Source organism: Cohnella sp. GCM10012308 (assembly GCF_042649185.1).
Taxonomy (GTDB): Bacteria; Bacillota; Bacilli; order Paenibacillales; family Paenibacillaceae; genus Cohnella.
Genome location: NZ_JBHRYU010000029.1, coordinates 1 through 16589, shown reverse-complemented (window position 1 = coordinate 16589; position 16589 = coordinate 1). Strand labels below are relative to the sequence as shown.

The window sequence follows — 16589 nt, the reverse complement described above, 5'->3', positions numbered from 1 at the left end:
GCAAGCGTACAGGCGGGCGTTCTCATTTTTCTTATTCGGTCAGCTTCTTTAATTGATCGATAATATCCTCCGGCTCCATCCGCTTCATGAGGTCCGGATTCACGTGCGCGCGGCGGATGATGCCTCCCTTATCCACGATAAACGTCGCCGTAATCGGTAGAATCCACCGGTCCGTTTGGTTGAACTTGGCGAGATCCATACCGGATTTCTCATAGAGGTTCTGCAAGTAATCGGGCAATTCGTACAGCACCCGGTAGCTGTCAGCGACATGGCCGTTCGAATCGCTTAACACGCGGAAGGTGAGGTTCTCCTTCTCCTGATGGGACAGCGAGTTGTCGGGGCTTTGCAGCGACACGGCCATCAGTTGCCCGCCAAGCCTCCCGATCTCCGGCAGCAACTGCTGGTAAGCCCGAAGCTGGAGATTGCAGAACGGACACCAGCTGCCGCGGTAAAAGGTCAGAACGACCGGTCCTTTCGCAAGCTCGTCATATAGATTCACGCGCTCTCCAAGCGGGCTAGCCAGCGTAAAATTCGGTGCTGGGTCCCCTTCCTGCAAACCGAAGACGACACCGGACGCCTGCTGCTCCTTGATGTGCCTAAAAACCTGCGATTGCACTTCTTCTGGCGCGACAGCGATAAAATGTTCCTTCGCTTGATCCAATAACGGTTTAATCGCCACGGTGCAACACTCCCTTTAAAATGGAATCGTTTACCGCCATTCCACAATTTCATCGAGCGTTTGCCTTGCCTTCGGACGTTTAGGATCCTCTTGACGATATCCGAAAGCGACCATACAGGCTAAACCGAAATCGCCGCCGTAAATAATTCCTTCATTTTGCAAAATAGCGGTCACCTGTTTTCTGTCAAAGCCTTCGATCGGACACGAATCAATGCCGATTTGAGCCGCGGCGGTCATCATGTTGCCCAATGCGATATAGGTTTGTTTGCTGGCCCACTCGAAAAGGAGACGATCGTTGTCTTCGAGCTCCGTTTCCACGAAGGTTTGATAGGAACCCAGGAAATGCGGAATAAGCGCTTCAGGGAAATGATGAACGTCGTTCACCATTTTGGTCACATGAGCGGAATCATGCTTTAAGCCTTGTCTGGCCAAGATCACGACAAAGTGGCTCGCGGTAGGCAGAGAACCTTGGGCACCGGCGGTTACAGGTTTTAATTTTTCACGAAGCGCCGCATCTTGGATCACGACAAGCTTCCAAGGCTCGAGGCCTGCCGAGCTTGGAGACAGTCTTCCGGTCTCCAATATAAAGTGAAAATCTTCATCCGGAATCTTTTTGTTCGGGTCGAATGACCTACAAGCGAACCTGAATTGATGAGCTTTCAAAATTTCTTGTTTTTGGCTCTCCGTCCCTACCATGTGAAAACAACTCCTTTTGCGATTTGCACATATAACAATGCAGGGCGCCGATTTGTGACAACGGCAGCAAAATAAATTTGACTGAGCGGATCGGATGGGAAGCCTTCCTGCGCAATTCTCCTGCCGGCCATCTGGTTTCTGTTCGTTCATTCGGCGGGTAATAGAGCCAAAAGGAGGGGCTGCCATGCCGTATGCGAAGTTTTTTCGAATCATTCTCAGCGTTATTTTCGTGCTGCTGGCGATCTTTCTTCTCTTCCTTGATCGCTTCATGTTCGCGCCGATCGTTCGGATGTTCGACATTCTGCTTCTGCCGATTGCGCTATCCGGCTTTCTTTATTACCTTCTTCGCCCGATCGTCGGCTTTCTACATAACCGGGGGATGAAGCGTTGGCTTGCCGTCACGCTGCTCTATTTGGCGTTTGCAGGTTTAATCGCCCTGTTTGTCTGGCTGGTGTGGCCGACGCTGCGCGATCAGACGAACAACTTTATCAACAACGCGCCCAAGGTCGTGGAGGATCTGAGCGATCAGGTTCAGGATCAGACCGAAGACGGGAGCGTGGTCTCCTCGGTCCTGCCGGAGTCGTTTGATTTGGAAACCCGCATTTCGGAGTACGCCCAGAAGGCCGGCGCTTGGGCCTCTACGTACCTGACGAGCATCATTTCCGTCATTTCCCGTGCCGTCGTGCTGATCGGGGTCGTGCCGGTCATTCTCTTCTTTATGCTCAAGGACGGGCGCAAGCTGGAGGATTCCCTGTTGTATCTGGTGCCGCGCAAATACAAGGCCGAAGGGCGTGCGGCCCTGTCGGAGATTGATGAAGCACTCGGTTCGTTTATCGTAAGCCGGGTTGTGCTGAACATCATTCTCGGCGGTCTCATGTACGTCGGCTTCTTGATCATCGGGCTTCCATACGCGCTGCTGCTGGTGCTTATATCCGTCGTACTGAACTTTATTCCGTACATCGGCGCTATTCTGGCGGCTATTCCGGTCCTCGTTGTCGCTTTTATGCAATCTCCCATGCTGGCGCTCTGGTCGCTGATCATTATTCTGGTTGCGCAGCAGATCCAGGATCATATTCTGACGCCGATCATCTTCGGACGGACGATGGCGATTCATCCCGTCACCATTATCGTGCTCCTGCTGCTTGGCGGCGATCTCGCAGGCGTGCTGGGCATGCTGCTGAGCATCCCGGTCTATATTGTCGTTAAAATTTTGTTTACGCACATTTACAAGCTATTCTTCCAGGAGAAGGTGGAAGAGATCGTAGAATAGCGGCGATCCAAGACGCAGGATGTCATTCTCCTGAACGCCAAAAAGCCCTCCGCCTGAACGGCAGAGGGCTGAGTTCCGAGATGGGGGCGAGGCTGCCGGTTACAGCTTCGCCTTTAATTATAGCTTCGCCTTGATGTCCTTCAGGTACTTGATGACGACGGCGACGGCGCCTATATAATAAGCTGTCTTCACGATCCAACCCGTCTCGTCCATCAAAGCGATACCAGACAGTATGAGGAGCGGCAGCAAGTAGACGACGATTTCCCTCAGATAGACGAGAACCGCTTCATTCGCGTTAACAAACTTGTTTCCTTGGAGCGACTGGAAGAGTCCGACCAGGAAGTCGACCGCCATCGAGCCAAGCACAACCCACAGCGCAACCTCCATCCAATACGTCAGTGCACCAATCATACAGAATCATCCTTTCCTGCGTAGATTAAGATTCCACTAGCAGGATATTCAGCAGAGGACAGGCGCATGCGTACATGGTCGAAAAGCAGGCTTTAGAGAGCGTTCGGGGCGGACCTGCTTAAATCTGGTTCTGCCCGCCATCGATAAATAATTCGATACCGTTAATGAAGCTGCTGTCTTCGGATGCCAGAAATACGACGGCGCTAGCGACTTCTTCCGGCTTTCCTACGCGCTCCAACGGAATTTGCTGCGCCATTTGCTGCAAAAACTGCTGCGATTCTTCTTCGCTGCTTGCCAGTCCCGTCAATCCGGGCGTATGAATGACGCCGGGGCTGACGGCGTTAACCCGGATTTTGCGCGATTGCAAATCAACGATCCACCCTCTGGCAAAACTGCGAATCGCCGCTTTCGTGGCGCTGTATACGCTGAAGGCCGGCATGCCCGACGAAGCGGCCGAAGAGCTGGTAAGAATGATCGAGGCGCCGTCCTTCAAGAGCGGCAGCGCTTTTTGAACGGTGAAGATCGTTCCTTTTACATTGATGTTAAAGGTCTTCTCGTAATGTTCTTCCGTAATATCCCCCAACGGAGCGAACTCGCCGCCGCCTGCGTTTACGAACAAAACATCGATTTGTCGATGCTGGCTGCGAATGACTTCGTACAAATGATCCAGATCGGCCAGCTGGGACACGTCGCTCCGGACACCCGTTACATTCGAACCGATTGCCGTTACGGCCGCATCGAGTTCAGCCTGACGACGACCGGTGACGTACACATATGCGCCTTCTTTGACCAGCCGCTGCGCGGTCGCCAATCCGATCCCCGATGTTCCACCCGTAACGACTGCCACTTTACCTTGAAGTTTTGCCATTGAACTCACTCCCGTTGTTTAGTTATTTATTTAGCGTACGCTAAATATATATCCGAACAGGCGGGTTGTCAATGATTAATTTAGCGATCGATACATTAATGTCAAAAATGATCTTGCCGGTTTGCGCTGTGGAACTGTTCCACTATAATTAGAACTACTTCTACCTGTATTAAATTGAAATAAAATCGACGGACAGGAGGAGAAAGCGATGGCAAAAGGAAGACCTCGCGCTTTTAATATCGAGACTGCATTGGATCAGGCCCTCGATCTGTTCTGGCGAAAAGGCTATGAGGGCACGACCATCTCCGATCTTACGGAAGCGATGGGCATTAATACGCCCAGTCTCTATAAAGCGTTCGGCAATAAAGAGCAGCTTTTTTTACGAATTTTGGACAGGTATGCGGAAGGTCCGGCCGCTTATATGATGGACGCTTTTAAACAGACGACCGCTCGCGGAATGATCGAAGCTTTATTGTACGGCGCGGCGCATGCAACAACGGATCCGGAGACCCCGGGCGGCTGCCTGACGATCCATGGCGCAATCTCGACGGGAGAGGCGGGCCAAGCCGTCAAGCATGAGCTGGATGCCAGACGTGCGGGCGGCGAAGCCGCTATGCGGGAACGGTTCAAGCAGGCGCAGACAGACGGCGAGATTCCATTGGACGTGGATGCGGATCGTCTGGCCGCATTTTACAGCACTGTTTTTCAAGGACTTGCGGTCCAGGGCGGGGCCGGCGCCAGCGAGTCCAAGCTGCGGCATGTGGTAGATATGGCGCTTCAGCTCTGGCCCGGTTCGCCCCAATAAGTTAAACGTCGAAGATACATCGCCAAGCGGCTCAGCGCCAGGGCGATGTATTTTTTTGCAACGAGGCATAGTTCCCGTTCGGGAACTATCTTACCAAACCGTGCCTATCGCTCGAAAAAGTGCATTCTATCCGCATCGGAATAGCTGTGATAGGATGATCCCAATAGAAAGGAAGGTGCCGCATGTCATCGTATCGTTTGGATGTAGGGGAGCAGAGGATCGTCTGGGGGACCCGGCTGGAAGCTGCCGCCGGCCAGAATGCCGGACCGGGCGGGGAGACCGTGAAGCCGTCCGCCGACAACGGCTTGTGGGAATGGGACATTCCGAACGGCGTGTACACAGCCAGAGAGATCGTTAAGGCGTTAAGCGTGCTGCTCGAAGCAATCGCCGTTCAATTAGGGGAGTCGGCAAATCGCGAAGCGCTGCTGGCGAATATCGAGAACACGCTCGCAATAGCCGGGCGGGAAACGGCGCTTCCGCTGGCCGCCTTGGAGCTAAGCGACTATGGGAGGCTAGAGCTGTCCGAGCAGGCCAGCCGGATCGGGATGACGCTATCGCAGTGGGCCCGCGCGTTCGACGGCGAAGCACGCGGATTACAGGAGCTCGGCGATGAGGTGCTTGGGCGTCTCGTATTCCGGAGCCGGTGCGATAATCATCTCTGGACGCACGAGGTGACCGATATGCTCACGGGGCCGGCAGGCGGCCCATCCGTCATGCAGCTGTTCAACGAGTACCTGCACGAGATCGTTCTCCTCCGTGACGCGCTTCTCCCGTTCGAGAATTGGCAGGAGGTGCCGCTTGCGCTGACGGCGCGGCCATCCCGGGGGCTGCGGTATACCGAACAAGCGCATACCGCGTTCCTCTCGCAGCTGCTGGCCAGGCCGCTGGACCACAAGTCGCTCGTTCGCTATGCGGCAAGCCTGCTGGCGCCGGAGCTGGCTGCCGGCGGCTATGGTTTTCAGTATCGGCACGGGACGATTCTGCCGGCTAGCCTGGGGACCGAACTGGCGGAGGCGCCGCGTTATCTTCTTCGGTGGTACCCGGTGCAGACAGTCGAGTCCGGCGAAAGGGATGCGATCGCTTTTGCGTATGAATATCCCGACTATTACAAGGCGCCGCGATCGCAGCTGGGGCCCGGTTCACGGGAGAGCAGGGGAGGAGAGGCGGAGTTGGGCGGCATCGCCGAAGCGAGCCTGCAGGCGTCCCTGATCGGCAACGATGAGGCGGTCATTACGTTCCAGCTGTCTGCGGGTGCCGACACCGATACCGATACCTATAACGTCGACTTGGGCCAAATTTTTCGGGGCCATCGATTTCATTACCGTGCAGGTTCTGCAGAAAAGAAGCCGGCCGGCGCGTCCCAGGCGCATGAGAAGCTCGATATCGCACATCACGCCGCGGACGCTGTCTTCTCTCTTTCGGGACTGGTGACGAACGAAGCGGGAACGCATGAGATCGCGACCGGAGGAAATGAACTCGTGACGAGGGCGCTGCTGGGAAAACTCTACCCGGAAAATGTCATTGTTCTCGAACGCGGAGATGCAGAAGAGCTTGAGGCGGCAAAAAACGCAGGCAAGCGATTCGGCGCCAAGTTTCTCCTCCGCCCCGGGCAGGATCAGGCGCGCTGGTCCTCTGTCGCCGAGGCGTCGGCCGGGAAGCTGTCGATATAATCGGCCCCGAATTCGCACAGCTGCTTGAGTATGGGGACCAGCCGCTTGCCGCGGTCCGTCAGATCGTACTCCACCTTGAGCGGGACCACGGGATACACGCTGCGTACGACCAGCCCGTCACGTTCGAGGTCGCGCAATTGCTCGGTCAGCATCTTGTGGGTAGCGCCGGGCATGAGCTTCTGCAGCTCGCCGAACCGGAAGGTTTGGTCGTTCAAGAGGCTTAGGATGAGAATCTTCCATTTGCCGCTTACGAGCTGCATCGCGACCTCGGAGGCGCAGCGGTACTCTTTATCCCTGAACTGAATCATGCGGGTCCCCCCATTTATAAAACCGAGTAATTCCATTTATTTACCCAATATTTTAGCAAAACGGCAGAGCCGCTTCAATCGTTTTCTCCCGGCACTCGCAGGTTCGAGGTGACATTCATGGCTTCAGATCGTTTAGACCGCATCATGGAGATTATCTCCATGTCGCTGCAGCCCTTGCTGAAGGGGACGGTCCTGTATACGATTCCGATCTCGCTGCTCTCCTTCGCGTTAGGACTCGTATTTGCGCTGGTTATCGCCCTCGCAGGCTTATCGGCCAACCCTTATGCCCGGGTTCCCGCCCGGGTGTATGTGTGGATCATTCGCTGTACGCCGATTCTGGTGCAGCTCTTTCTCATATTCTACGGTCTGCCAAGCCTAGGCATGCTGCTGTCGCCGTTCGCCAGCATCGTGATCAGCCTGACGATCTCGGAGGCGGCCTATTCGTCGGAGATTATGCGGGCGGCCATCCTGTCGATCCCGCGCGGTCAGTGGCGTGCAGGCTACGCGCTCGGCATGTCCCGGAGCCAGAACCTCTTCCGCGTGATTTTGCCGCAGGCGTTCCGGATTTGCGTGCCAAGCTTCGGCAATCAGTTCATCACGCTGTTTAAAACCTCGTCGTTAGCCGCGCTCGTGACGATCCCCGATTTGTTCGGCGCCGCCAAGCTCATCGCCGCCTCGACCTTCGAGCCGATGCTGCTGTATCTGATCGCAGGCACGTATTATCTCGTTCTCTGCTCCGCGCTGACGATCTGGCAGTCCCGGCTGGAGCGGCGGCTTGGCGCCTATCAGACCTAAACCTAAGGAAGGAGGGGGCGATCCTGCTGCTTACCCTTCAAGGCTTAACGAAGCAATTCGGCGACGTACCGGTGCTTAAGGCGATCGACCTGGAGCTGTCCCAAGGGACGACGACGGTCGTGATCGGGCCGTCCGGCTCGGGCAAGTCGACGCTGCTGAATTGCATCAACTTATTGGAGCTTCCGACCGGCGGGAGCATCCGCCTCGGCGAGTCGCAGCTTCGCTTCTCGCAAGCGGACAAGCCGAACCCGAAGGAAATCCTGGACTTCCGCCGGCAGACCGGTACGGTTTTTCAAGGGAACCACCTGTTTCCCCATATGACCGCACTCGAGAATGTCATGGTCGGCCCGATCACCGCCCGCCGGTTAACCCGTACAGACGCACAGGTACGCGCCGTCGCGCTGCTGGAGCACGTCGGCCTGGCGGCCTTCCGGGACCGCTATCCGTACCAGCTGTCGGGCGGACAGCAGCAGCGGGTCGGCATCGCCCGGGCGATGTCGATGGAGCCGCAGATTCTCCTGTTCGACGAACCGACCTCGGCGCTCGACCCGGAGCTGGTCGGCGAGGTGCTGGAGGTCATGCGCGCCTTGAGCCGCTCCGGCATCACGCTTGTCGTCGTGACGCACGAGCTGGAATTCGCCAGCCGGGTCGCGGACCGGGTGCTGTTCATGGACCAGGGCACGATCCTGGAGAACGGAACCCCGGAGGCGGTCTTCGTGCATTCCCGTCAGGAACGAGTACGGCAATTCGTGAGCCGTCTGGCACCGGGTGTCGCATCGCTTATTCCTGCGTATTCGATCTAATTTTCTATTATCGGAGGATGGTTCATCTTGTTCAGAAAAATGATGTATCTCATGGTTGCGGCAGGACTGCTCCTGAGCGGATGCAGCGCCGACAAGGCCCAAACCGCCAGCACGCTTGCGCAGTTAAAGAAAAAAGGGGAGATCGTCGTCGCCACCACCGGCACGTATCCGCCTTACTCGTTCCACGACGCCAACGGCTTAACCGGCTTCGATATCGATATTTCCAATGAGGTCGGCAAGCGGATCGGCCTGAAGGTGAAGTTTGCCGAGGTCGAGTTCGCCGGCATGTTCTCGGGCCTGGACGGCGGCCGCTTCGACACGATCCCGCAGCTGTCCATCACTGAGGAGCGGCAGAAGAAGTACGACTTTTCCGATCCCTATCAATTTTCCAATCTGACCCTGATCGTGCTCGAGCAGAACAAGGAGATCAACGGCTTCGCGGATCTGAAGGGGAAGAAGACGAACGGGCTGGCGGAATCCGTGCAAGGGGCGCTTGCGTTAAAATACGGGGCGACGCTAGTGCCGGAAAACGGCGACTCCGTCGAGCTGCTGCAATCGAAGCGGGTCGATGCGCTCATCTATAACAGCTTGTATTTCCTGGACTTGCAGAAAAAGCGGCCCGATCTCAAGATCAAAGTGGTCGACCAGTCCGAAGATCTCGAGACCGCGGCATTCCTGTTCCGGAAGGGGAATGCGGATACGATAGCGGCCTTCGACGAAGCGCTGAAGGCGATGCACGCGGACGGCACCTACGCCCGGATTTCGACGAAATACTTTGGCAAGGACATTTCCGAGGGCGTAAAACTGTAAAATGACGCGCGTGGCCGATCTCCTTCGATCAACAATGTTATAATCACCTTAGAAGTTGCAACCGGAGAGGTGATCGGCATGAGCGTCATACGTTTGGAGAACGTCACGAAGAAGTACGAAGATTCGATGGTTTTTCGCGATATTTATTTTCGGGCGATGCAAGGAGAGCGGATCGGTCTCATCGGACGGAATGGCGCCGGCAAGTCGACGGTATTCAAGCTCATCCTGGGGCAGGAGGAACCGACGTCCGGCAAGGTAGAGATCGATCCCCAGGTGAAAATCGGATATTTCTCGCAGTTCTCGGAGTTGAGGGGCAGCCTGTCCGTTCAACAAGAGCTGGAGGCGTGCTTCGAGCAGGTCGCGGCGATCGAACGGGAGCTGCAAGAGGTCGGGGATAAACTGGGTACCGTTACCGACGACAAAGAGATGGACGGGCTGCTCGCCAGGCAGGCGGAGTTATTCGAGCAAATGGAGCATCTCGATGGCTGGAACGTGTCCGTCGAGATCAACACGGTGCTGACGAAGCTGGGATTCAACGACAGGTCGCGCCATCAGCCGATCGATGAGTTGTCAGGCGGGTGGCGCAACCGCGCCGCGCTCGCGAAGATGTTGATCCAGCTGCCCGACGTCGTGCTGCTCGACGAGCCGACCAATTACTTGGACATAGAAGGCATCGCTTGGCTGGAGCAGTGGCTGTACCGGTTCAAGGGCGCCATGATTCTGGTGTCCCATGACAGGCAGTTCATCGACAAGGTCGTTACGCGCACGATCGAGATCGAGAATTATCATTTTCAGGAGTACGAAGGCAATTACACCGATTACGTTCGCAAAAAGAAGATGCGCAAGAAGGAGCTGGACCGTCAGTTCGAGTGGGAGGAAGAGCTGCTGCTCATGGAGTCCGAGGCGATCGACGACCGCGCGAACAGGAAGTCGGGCTCTAAGGACCGGCTCTCGCGCAAGCTGGCGGATAACAAAAAGCGAATCGAGCCGCACCCCGTCAACGTGCTGATTACCGATATTTACGAGAGGCTGCGCTTTCCGGACAAGCTATGCGAAGCGAAGAAGATCGGGCAGACCTACGAGGGGCGGCAGATCTTCGAGAATGTCAGCTTCGATATTCAGAAGGAAGACCGCTTGGTCATCGTGGGGCCTAACGGAAGCGGGAAGTCTACGCTCATCAAGGCGCTTACCGGGCAGGAGAAGCCAGAGTCCGGAGAGGTAGTCTGGGAGAAGGGCGTCAGTTACGCGTACTTCAACCGGATGTGGGGGGAGCTCGATCCTAAGGATACCGTCAGCCACGCGGTGAATACGTACGGATTGGGACTGGACGCTCCCCGTAAAAAGGTGAACAAATTCCTGGCCATGCTGCAATTTTCGGAGGCAGATCTAAGCAAGGTCATCGGCGATCTGTCCGGCGGGCAGAAGGCGCGGGTGGCACTGGCCAAGTGTCTTCTCTCCGGTGCGGCCGTGATCATCCTGGACGAGCCGACCAATCATCTGGATCTCACGAGCATTCAGGTGATGGAGCAGGCGCTGATTCATTTTCCAGGCGCGGTCATTACGGTAAGCCACGATCGCTTCTTCATCGACAAGATCGGGACGAAGATGCTGACCTTCGATCCGTTAACGGGAGTGACCGAGCAAAGTTTATAGACGCGAGCCAGAGGGCCGCGACAGGTTGCCGGGAGGCAGGCTGTTGCGGCCCTCTTAGCGCTTCTATTCGTATTATCTCCAGAACGTGATTTTCTCCGAATCTAATCGAACGGATTCATACCCTTCTTCTTTGGCTTTTCCAATGGAAATAATCATGACCGGAACATAGCGTTTCTCGTCCAAATCAAATGCGTTGGCCACCTGATCCGTTTCAAAGCCCGCCATCGGATTCGTATCGTATCCGTGCGCGCGAGCGACCAGCATGAGCTGCATGGCAAATAGGCTGCTATCGATTTTGGCGACTTCAACCAGGAGTTCTCTAGGCAGCGTCGGGAACATCGACAGGATCGTTTTCAGCTGGCTGTCTCTCACCTCTGCCGGCATTTTACCTTGCTCCACCGCCGCATCGTAAATTTCTGTGGCATAGGCGTAGCTCTGGATATCTCCGAAAATGATGAGCATGGCGGATGAAGTGTCGTTTTGCAGCGTGTTAAAACGTACAAGCGGTCGAAGTTTTTCTTTTCCCTCCGGGGTATCGACCACCGCGACGCGCCAAGGCTGCATATTGGCAGAGGAAGGAGCCAGGCTGGCTTCGGAAATGATCTCGCGCAGCTCGTCTTTCGATATTTTAACGTTTTCGTCATAGTTGCGAACGGAACGCCGGCCCGTCACAATGCTGGTAAAATCGTTGCTTTGGATATTTTTAAACATATAATCGCTCCCTCGTATAACCCTGATTTATTGACTTGGCATGCGCCATTGGTTATCCTATTCGCATTATGAACTATGAACTTAAGTTCATAGCAACAGGTAGAAGAGAGGCTCATCATGAAAATAAATGACGTTTCTAAAATGACAGGTCTGCCGATCTCCACCTTGAGATTCTATGAACGCAAAAACATAATCCCGGACACCTTCGTTAAACGGGATCCGAATAATTACCGCATATACTCGGAGGAGGTCGTCGACTATCTCAATGACGTGAAGACACTTCTGTCCGTAGAATTTTCAATCGAAGAGTTAAGCTTGCTGGTCGATCAGCAGCATCCTTTTTCAGCCGAGGCCAAGAAAAAAGTGGTGGAGCAGAAGCTCGCGGAAATCGAAAATCTTCAGCGGCAACTGAAAAAATCGAAGGCGTTTTTGAAGGCTATCCTGGATGGAGAAGCGAAGTTTCAAACGAAGTGTTAGGCGGGACACCTTGTCCATGCGGGCTCGGAATCTGGAGCCATCTGCCAGCCGTGCAAAACGATCGCGTCGCCGAACTGGATTACGACATGTTCCTGCAGAGCGATCCGATCACGGTCATGAAGCAAGCGGATTTAATGGCGATTATCCTTGTGGAGCAAGCGAGTAAGAAGTAAGGCCGATAATACGATAAAAGCAGGAGCCGTCGGCTTCTGCTTTTATTTGGCTAATTTAATACGTGGCAAGCGTGGTGCCTGAAGTGATGGCTACAAACGGAGGCAAATACGCCAGTTCCGGAAGCGTCGGTCACGTCACTACGTTCGGTTCCTGGTTCTCGCCGACAGCTTCGTAATCGACTCGATGTCCTGATCGGTTAATTGATCGAGAAAATGCTCGCGGATCGCCTTCGATACGATGGGGAGCGCATCCTCCAACACCGACTTGCCGGCGGAGGTTATCGTCACTTCAACGCCGCGCTCTGTGTCCGACGGTTTTCGCAGCACCAGTCCGCGCTTCTCCATGCGCGTCAAATGATGGGATAAGCGGCTCTTGTCCCAGTCCATCGAGTCGGCTAATTCCTGCTGGCGAAGCGTGCCGTTGCCGAATTGGACTAGACGATCCAAAACGCCGAAGTCGCCCTCGGACAGGCCGGTATGTTCGGACATGTCCTTGATGACACGTCCAAAGATCCGTTTGAAGGAACCTTTCCAAATATTCCATATTTTCATTTCTTCTTCGCTTAGCTCATTCCTGTTCATGCCATCATCATAGCATGGTTGACACGTCAACCGCAATCAGTTATCGTAGTTGTGTTGGTTGACGCATCAACTTAAGGGACTGGTTTGGTCATTTGGTTGATATGTCAACTTGAGAAGACGAAGGAGTGTGCAATCAGATGGAATACGTAAAGCTTGGACGCAGCGGATTAGAGGTGTCGAAGCTCAGTCTTGGAACGATGAGCTTCGGCGTGCCGGAACGCGGCAATACGCCTTGGTCGTTGGATGAAGAGCAAAGCAGAGCGATCATTAAGGAGGCACTGGATTTAGGCATTAACTTTTTCAGTACAGCCAATATGTATTCCGATGGAACCAGCGAAGAAATCCTGGGACGTGCCTTGCAAGCATTCGCCCGTCGTGACGAAGTTGTCATTGCTACTAAAGTATTCGTCCCGATGCGCAAAGGTCCGAATGCAATGGGACTTTCCCGTAAAGCGATCCTGAGCGAAATCGATAACAGTCTCAGACGGCTTGGAACGGACTATGTCGACTTATACCAAATCCATCGTTGGGATTCGAATACGCCGATCGAAGAGACTATGGAGACGTTACATGATCTCGTTAAGGCGGGAAAAGTCAGATACCTTGGGGCATCCTCCATGCTGGCGTGGCAGTTTGCGAAAGCGCAGCATGTCGCCGAGCGCCATGGCTGGACGCGGTTTATCTCGATGGAGAATCGACTTAACCTGCTCTATCGTGAAGAAGAGAGGGAGATGCTCCCCCTCTGCAAAGACCAGGGCGTCGGCGTCACTCCTTATCTGCCCCTCGCTGCAGGGAGGCTAACCAGGGATTGGAATGCGCAGACCGACCGATCGGAGAATGATCAGGTGGCAAAGGCGCTATTTAGTCGAACGGAAGAGGCCGATCGCAAAGTGGCGGACAGAGTCGCGGAAGTGGCAGCTAACCGCGGAATTCCCCGCGCGCAAATCGCGCTGGCCTGGCTGCTGCAAAAAGAAGAGGTGACCGCTCCGATTATCGGTTCGACGAAGAGCGGTCATCTTGAAGATGCCGTTGCGGCACTGTCGGTTCGATTGACTGCTGAAGAAATTACCCGATTGGAAGAGCTATATATACCGCATTCATACGTGTAAGCAGAAAACCGGCGGCCGTCCAGCTTGGGCGGCTGTTTTTTTTGTTATCTTCCGAACATGGTTGTCTGCTAAAAAAAATTAGACTCCCTCTTGAACATTACGCTACGTAATGATTTATAGTAAACGTAACAGCAGGGCAAAATACGCGGCAACTGTCAAAAAATCGAACAAGATAAATTCGAAATCGAAGGAGAGACGGACATGAGAAAACTCGTATTGTTCATGCATGTGTCTTTGGATGGGTATGCGTCAGATTCTAACGGAGGACTGGGTTGGATTCCGTACAACGAGGAATTTGAGAAATACGCCGAGGAGGTCGTAGCCGAAGTCGGCTCTCCCGTATACGGACGTACGACGTATCAGATGATGGAGAGCTACTGGCCGACGGTGCTGGACGATCCGAACGAGTCAACGCACAGCTTAGAGCATGCTAGGTGGGTGCAGGATGTGAAAAAGATCGTCATTTCCAGCACGATGGACAAGGCGGAATGGAACAATACGATGTTGATCAAGGACAATATCGCAGAGGAGATCAAGGCGCTCAAGGAGCAGCCGGGCAAAAATCTCGTAATCTTCGGTAGCCCTGGGGCTGCGAAGACGCTGCTGGAGCTCGGCCTGATCGATGAGTTCCTGCTGACGATTTGTCCTGTCGTCCTGGGTAGCGGAAAGTCGGCATTCGACGGCGCCGAAAAAATCCGGCTCAAGCTGCTGTCCAGCCGAACATTTAACTCGGGCATTATCGCGACGCGCTACGCGGTGGAGAAATAAATGAGACGTATAAAGTATTCCGCTCGAGCGGAAGCTTTACTTTAATTCAACAGCCTGCCGGCGGGATCCGGCAGGCTGTTTGGCTAAAAAGAAGGAGTTTTAATTCATTTTACGAAATCGTTGAGGTGAGTCACATGGAATTAGACTCTGACACGTATATTCGTTATGTCCGAGATCAAGCGCGTGAACAAGGAAAAGAATTCTTTTTAGATACTGGCGAGGGACGAGATTTTATTGACCCGCATACAGGAATGTATGTTGAAGATTTAAGTGGTTGGTTATTCGATATAGAAAATGGACTTGAAATTCACAAATTTAAAAGAACTCCAAGAGAATTGCTTCATAGCCAATTTGATAATTATTATCTTGTCATTTGGACCAAGGAACAAGATGGACGCATTTCAATAAAATTCAAAAGTGTTTATTAAGGCATTTCGGGATTAAGTATAAATATTGAGATGGATGGAGAGTGAGGATGAACAAATATGTGATTTATATCGTTGCAAGCGTGACTTGTATCTTGATACCCGTTATTGGTCTTTTGTATGGTTTGTGGGATATCCATCAACCTAAAACAGGACCTGTAGGAGACGGAAAACCGAATTATCCCACCATTCCTCAACTTATTCCTATTATATCTTGTTTTATTCTTGGAGTAGTGAACCTACCTTTTGCCATACTGCGTTACAGACAAAACAAAAAGACAAAGGAAGACTTATAAAGGATGTGCGTGATGTGAATCTAAATTTAATAGAAAAAGAAATAAAATCCAAAATTAGATTTTATGACGGTATTCATTTAACGGAATTTGAGGGACTATCTAAACGATGGAACGAAATATCAACGATTATATATCAAGAAATATTTAATTATATTAATGACGATCAATTATGTTCGGAAGATTCATTTCCGATTCGCAGTAAACTGTCTGGAAATTGTTATATTGATTCTATCTCCTACATTAAAAGCTTAAATCCGCAAGGCGTTCAAATCATGTTTGAAACCAGATTAACTGAATATTTGCCTGCAGGCGAAGAGGATTACCTGGGATTGGAGATTACTATTTTTGCAAATACAATAGACGGAGAATTCGTAGTATGGGGTGTTGATAGCTCTTCAATATAACGAGTATCGCAATCGGTGGAGGTGACAAGCAGATGGGAGTAGCACAAAAAGGAAAACGAAAGCTTGAGCACAACGGCAGGTCTTACTTTTGGTATGTTCAACAAAACGATGAAGATTACGGGCGGATGAGCCTTAATATTGTCTCCGAAGATAAGAAATTTATAGTATCGTTCCTCGTTGCTCAGTCAGTTGAAAATAAAACGCCGCATATTGTAATAAAGGGATTGGAGTTTGTCGGCTTAGAGAACCATGATCGAACGGGGTGGGTAAGAGTCCAAACGCCGACTTGGGATGACCAAGTTATCACGCCTGGACTTGTTAAGAAGATTATCGAGTGGTGCCTGAGTCCAAAAGAACAACTCGTTTTCGTTGATTGGAATGGGAACCTCATTCAGTAACTGTGTTTTGTGTCTAGAATGAAAAACTGTCATTGGAGAATGGCTATGATAAGGACATGGGATGATCATTGTTCTGAATATGCACGATTGTGTAGTAAAAATAACAAGTTTTTAAGTATGTATCATTTTGTGCTTTCTATTAGAGATTCTAAATGTTCAAATCATATTTACGGATGGACTTCTGTGTGTGATTTAAATATTGTACAAAATGAAGTGAAGTATCCTTACGAGGGGCCTCGACTATTAGTAAGGCAGTTAGAAGATTCTAAGCTGGATTTTAGATATATTGATACCTATATGGCGGATCGACAATGGAATAGAGTGGTTGACGGAAATGATGGGTTCGGGAAACTATATAGACCGCAATTAATATCATAACCGAACAAGCAGACGATCAATGGTCTGCAACGGATGCTTGTTGATCCGCTGCATAAATTGGCTTACATGAAGCCTAATCTTATAAAATTTTTCAAAAAAG

The 16589-nt window shown here is 52.5% G+C and carries 22 protein-coding genes; 15 read left to right on the top strand and 7 right to left on the bottom strand.

Going from position 1 to position 16589, the window contains the following annotated elements; genetic code table 11:
- Positions 1-31: 31 nt before the first annotated feature.
- Together ACFOTD_RS25195 and ACFOTD_RS25190 are read right to left on the bottom strand one after the other, a co-directional pair.
- Entirely contained in the window at positions 32-679 is a 648-nt protein-coding gene (locus ACFOTD_RS25195) for a peroxiredoxin-like family protein (RefSeq protein WP_378122705.1), read from the bottom strand.
- A gap of 30 nt (positions 680-709) precedes the next feature.
- Positions 710-1375: an NAD(P)H-dependent oxidoreductase gene (locus ACFOTD_RS25190; RefSeq protein WP_378122704.1), complete on the bottom strand. Its 666-nt coding sequence runs from the start codon at positions 1373-1375 to the stop codon at positions 710-712.
- A 184-nt stretch (positions 1376-1559) separates the two neighbouring features.
- On the opposite strand from ACFOTD_RS25190, the gene ACFOTD_RS25185 reads away from it, so the two are divergent.
- The gene (locus tag ACFOTD_RS25185) at positions 1560-2645 is read left to right on the top strand and encodes an AI-2E family transporter (protein ID WP_378122703.1); all 1086 of its coding nucleotides are present in this window, start codon (positions 1560-1562) and stop codon (positions 2643-2645) included.
- A 117-nt stretch (positions 2646-2762) separates the two neighbouring features.
- Here ACFOTD_RS25185 and ACFOTD_RS25180 read toward each other — a convergent pair whose 3' ends face one another.
- Entirely contained in the window at positions 2763-3056 is a 294-nt protein-coding gene (locus tag ACFOTD_RS25180; RefSeq protein ID WP_378122701.1) for a hypothetical protein, read from the bottom strand.
- A 118-nt stretch (positions 3057-3174) separates the two neighbouring features.
- The gene (locus tag ACFOTD_RS25175) at positions 3175-3924 is read right to left on the bottom strand and encodes an SDR family NAD(P)-dependent oxidoreductase (RefSeq protein WP_378122700.1); all 750 of its coding nucleotides are present in this window, start codon (positions 3922-3924) and stop codon (positions 3175-3177) included.
- 208 nt (positions 3925-4132) lie between these two features.
- Here ACFOTD_RS25175 and ACFOTD_RS25170 point away from each other — a divergent pair, with 208 nt between their 5' ends.
- Together ACFOTD_RS25170 and ACFOTD_RS25165 are read left to right on the top strand one after the other, a co-directional pair.
- Positions 4133-4729, top strand: coding sequence for a TetR/AcrR family transcriptional regulator (locus tag ACFOTD_RS25170; protein WP_378122699.1), 597 nt, complete (start codon positions 4133-4135; stop codon positions 4727-4729).
- 182 nt (positions 4730-4911) lie between these two features.
- A complete protein-coding gene (locus ACFOTD_RS25165) occupies positions 4912-6399 on the top strand; it encodes a hypothetical protein (RefSeq protein ID WP_378122698.1) in 1488 nt (495 codons plus the stop codon).
- Here ACFOTD_RS25165 and ACFOTD_RS25160 read toward each other — a convergent pair.
- Positions 6345-6707, bottom strand: coding sequence for a winged helix-turn-helix transcriptional regulator (locus ACFOTD_RS25160; protein ID WP_378122697.1), 363 nt, complete (start codon positions 6705-6707; stop codon positions 6345-6347). The two genes, ACFOTD_RS25165 and ACFOTD_RS25160, sit on opposite strands and share 55 nt — an antisense overlap.
- Positions 6708-6824: 117 nt before the next feature.
- Between ACFOTD_RS25160 and ACFOTD_RS25155 the strand changes: the two genes are divergently transcribed.
- The 4 genes from ACFOTD_RS25155 to ACFOTD_RS25140 all read left to right on the top strand — a co-directional run bounded on the left by ACFOTD_RS25155 (position 6825) and on the right by ACFOTD_RS25140 (position 10768).
- Positions 6825-7502, top strand: a complete 678-nt coding sequence (locus ACFOTD_RS25155; protein ID WP_378122696.1) for an amino acid ABC transporter permease — start codon at positions 6825-6827, stop codon at positions 7500-7502.
- Positions 7503-7528: 26 nt separating this feature from the next.
- Positions 7529-8305, top strand: coding sequence for an amino acid ABC transporter ATP-binding protein (locus ACFOTD_RS25150; protein WP_378122771.1), 777 nt, complete (start codon positions 7529-7531; stop codon positions 8303-8305).
- 27 nt (positions 8306-8332) lie between these two features.
- Positions 8333-9115, top strand: coding sequence for a transporter substrate-binding domain-containing protein (locus tag ACFOTD_RS25145; protein WP_378122695.1), 783 nt, complete (start codon positions 8333-8335; stop codon positions 9113-9115).
- A gap of 78 nt (positions 9116-9193) precedes the next feature.
- Complete coding sequence (locus tag ACFOTD_RS25140; RefSeq protein ID WP_378122694.1) at positions 9194-10768, top strand: ABC-F family ATP-binding cassette domain-containing protein; 1575 nt, start codon at positions 9194-9196, stop codon at positions 10766-10768.
- Between the two features lie 72 nt (positions 10769-10840).
- Here ACFOTD_RS25140 and ACFOTD_RS25135 read toward each other — a convergent pair whose 3' ends face one another.
- Positions 10841-11479 carry a nitroreductase family protein gene (locus tag ACFOTD_RS25135; RefSeq protein ID WP_378122693.1) on the bottom strand — a complete coding sequence of 213 codons (639 nt, stop codon included), beginning with the start codon at positions 11477-11479 and terminating at the stop codon, positions 10841-10843.
- A 117-nt stretch (positions 11480-11596) separates the two neighbouring features.
- On the opposite strand from ACFOTD_RS25135, the gene ACFOTD_RS25130 reads away from it, so the two are divergent.
- Positions 11597-11956, top strand: coding sequence for a MerR family transcriptional regulator (locus ACFOTD_RS25130; RefSeq protein ID WP_378122692.1), 360 nt, complete (start codon positions 11597-11599; stop codon positions 11954-11956).
- Between the two features lie 50 nt (positions 11957-12006).
- Positions 12007-12129: a hypothetical protein gene (locus ACFOTD_RS25125; protein WP_378122691.1), complete on the top strand. Its 123-nt coding sequence runs from the start codon at positions 12007-12009 to the stop codon at positions 12127-12129.
- Between the two features lie 138 nt (positions 12130-12267).
- Here the strand turns inward: ACFOTD_RS25125 and ACFOTD_RS25120 are convergent, their stop codons facing one another.
- Positions 12268-12618 carry a MarR family winged helix-turn-helix transcriptional regulator gene (locus tag ACFOTD_RS25120; protein WP_378122690.1) on the bottom strand — a complete coding sequence of 117 codons (351 nt, stop codon included), beginning with the start codon at positions 12616-12618 and terminating at the stop codon, positions 12268-12270.
- 230 nt (positions 12619-12848) lie between these two features.
- On the opposite strand from ACFOTD_RS25120, the gene ACFOTD_RS25115 reads away from it, so the two are divergent.
- From ACFOTD_RS25115 to ACFOTD_RS25090, 6 genes are all read left to right on the top strand, one after another.
- The gene (locus ACFOTD_RS25115; RefSeq protein ID WP_378122689.1) at positions 12849-13820 is read left to right on the top strand and encodes an aldo/keto reductase; all 972 of its coding nucleotides are present in this window, start codon (positions 12849-12851) and stop codon (positions 13818-13820) included.
- Positions 13821-14021: 201 nt separating this feature from the next.
- Complete coding sequence (locus tag ACFOTD_RS25110) at positions 14022-14588, top strand: dihydrofolate reductase family protein (protein WP_378122688.1); 567 nt, start codon at positions 14022-14024, stop codon at positions 14586-14588.
- Between the two features lie 134 nt (positions 14589-14722).
- Entirely contained in the window at positions 14723-15016 is a 294-nt protein-coding gene (locus tag ACFOTD_RS25105) for a hypothetical protein (protein WP_378122687.1), read from the top strand.
- A gap of 47 nt (positions 15017-15063) precedes the next feature.
- Positions 15064-15309: a hypothetical protein gene (locus ACFOTD_RS25100; protein WP_378122686.1), complete on the top strand. Its 246-nt coding sequence runs from the start codon at positions 15064-15066 to the stop codon at positions 15307-15309.
- A 14-nt stretch (positions 15310-15323) separates the two neighbouring features.
- Entirely contained in the window at positions 15324-15713 is a 390-nt protein-coding gene (locus ACFOTD_RS25095; protein WP_378122685.1) for a hypothetical protein, read from the top strand.
- A 32-nt stretch (positions 15714-15745) separates the two neighbouring features.
- On the top strand, positions 15746-16111 hold the full coding sequence (locus ACFOTD_RS25090; protein WP_378122684.1) for a hypothetical protein: 366 nt from the start codon (positions 15746-15748) through the stop codon (positions 16109-16111).
- The last annotated feature ends 478 nt before the right edge of the window (positions 16112-16589 follow it).

Coding starts and splice junctions, on each gene's coding strand:
- ACFOTD_RS25165 (WP_378122698.1), top strand. CDS start 4,912: ATGTCATCGTATCGTTTGGATGTAGGGGAGCAGAGGATCGTCTGGGGG.
- ACFOTD_RS25090 (WP_378122684.1), top strand. CDS start 15,746: ATGGGAGTAGCACAAAAAGGAAAACGAAAGCTTGAGCACAACGGCAGG.
- ACFOTD_RS25105 (WP_378122687.1), top strand. CDS start 14,723: ATGGAATTAGACTCTGACACGTATATTCGTTATGTCCGAGATCAAGCG.
- ACFOTD_RS25115 (WP_378122689.1), top strand. CDS start 12,849: ATGGAATACGTAAAGCTTGGACGCAGCGGATTAGAGGTGTCGAAGCTC.
- ACFOTD_RS25160 (WP_378122697.1), bottom strand. CDS start 6,707: ATGATTCAGTTCAGGGATAAAGAGTACCGCTGCGCCTCCGAGGTCGCG.
- ACFOTD_RS25155 (WP_378122696.1), top strand. CDS start 6,825: ATGGCTTCAGATCGTTTAGACCGCATCATGGAGATTATCTCCATGTCG.
- ACFOTD_RS25135 (WP_378122693.1), bottom strand. CDS start 11,479: ATGTTTAAAAATATCCAAAGCAACGATTTTACCAGCATTGTGACGGGC.
- ACFOTD_RS25140 (WP_378122694.1), top strand. CDS start 9,194: ATGAGCGTCATACGTTTGGAGAACGTCACGAAGAAGTACGAAGATTCG.
- ACFOTD_RS25185 (WP_378122703.1), top strand. CDS start 1,560: ATGCCGTATGCGAAGTTTTTTCGAATCATTCTCAGCGTTATTTTCGTG.
- ACFOTD_RS25190 (WP_378122704.1), bottom strand. CDS start 1,375: ATGGTAGGGACGGAGAGCCAAAAACAAGAAATTTTGAAAGCTCATCAA.
- ACFOTD_RS25175 (WP_378122700.1), bottom strand. CDS start 3,924: ATGGCAAAACTTCAAGGTAAAGTGGCAGTCGTTACGGGTGGAACATCG.
- ACFOTD_RS25170 (WP_378122699.1), top strand. CDS start 4,133: ATGGCAAAAGGAAGACCTCGCGCTTTTAATATCGAGACTGCATTGGAT.
- ACFOTD_RS25100 (WP_378122686.1), top strand. CDS start 15,064: ATGAACAAATATGTGATTTATATCGTTGCAAGCGTGACTTGTATCTTG.
- ACFOTD_RS25130 (WP_378122692.1), top strand. CDS start 11,597: ATGAAAATAAATGACGTTTCTAAAATGACAGGTCTGCCGATCTCCACC.
- ACFOTD_RS25110 (WP_378122688.1), top strand. CDS start 14,022: ATGAGAAAACTCGTATTGTTCATGCATGTGTCTTTGGATGGGTATGCG.
- ACFOTD_RS25120 (WP_378122690.1), bottom strand. CDS start 12,618: ATGTCCGAACATACCGGCCTGTCCGAGGGCGACTTCGGCGTTTTGGAT.
- ACFOTD_RS25180 (WP_378122701.1), bottom strand. CDS start 3,056: ATGATTGGTGCACTGACGTATTGGATGGAGGTTGCGCTGTGGGTTGTG.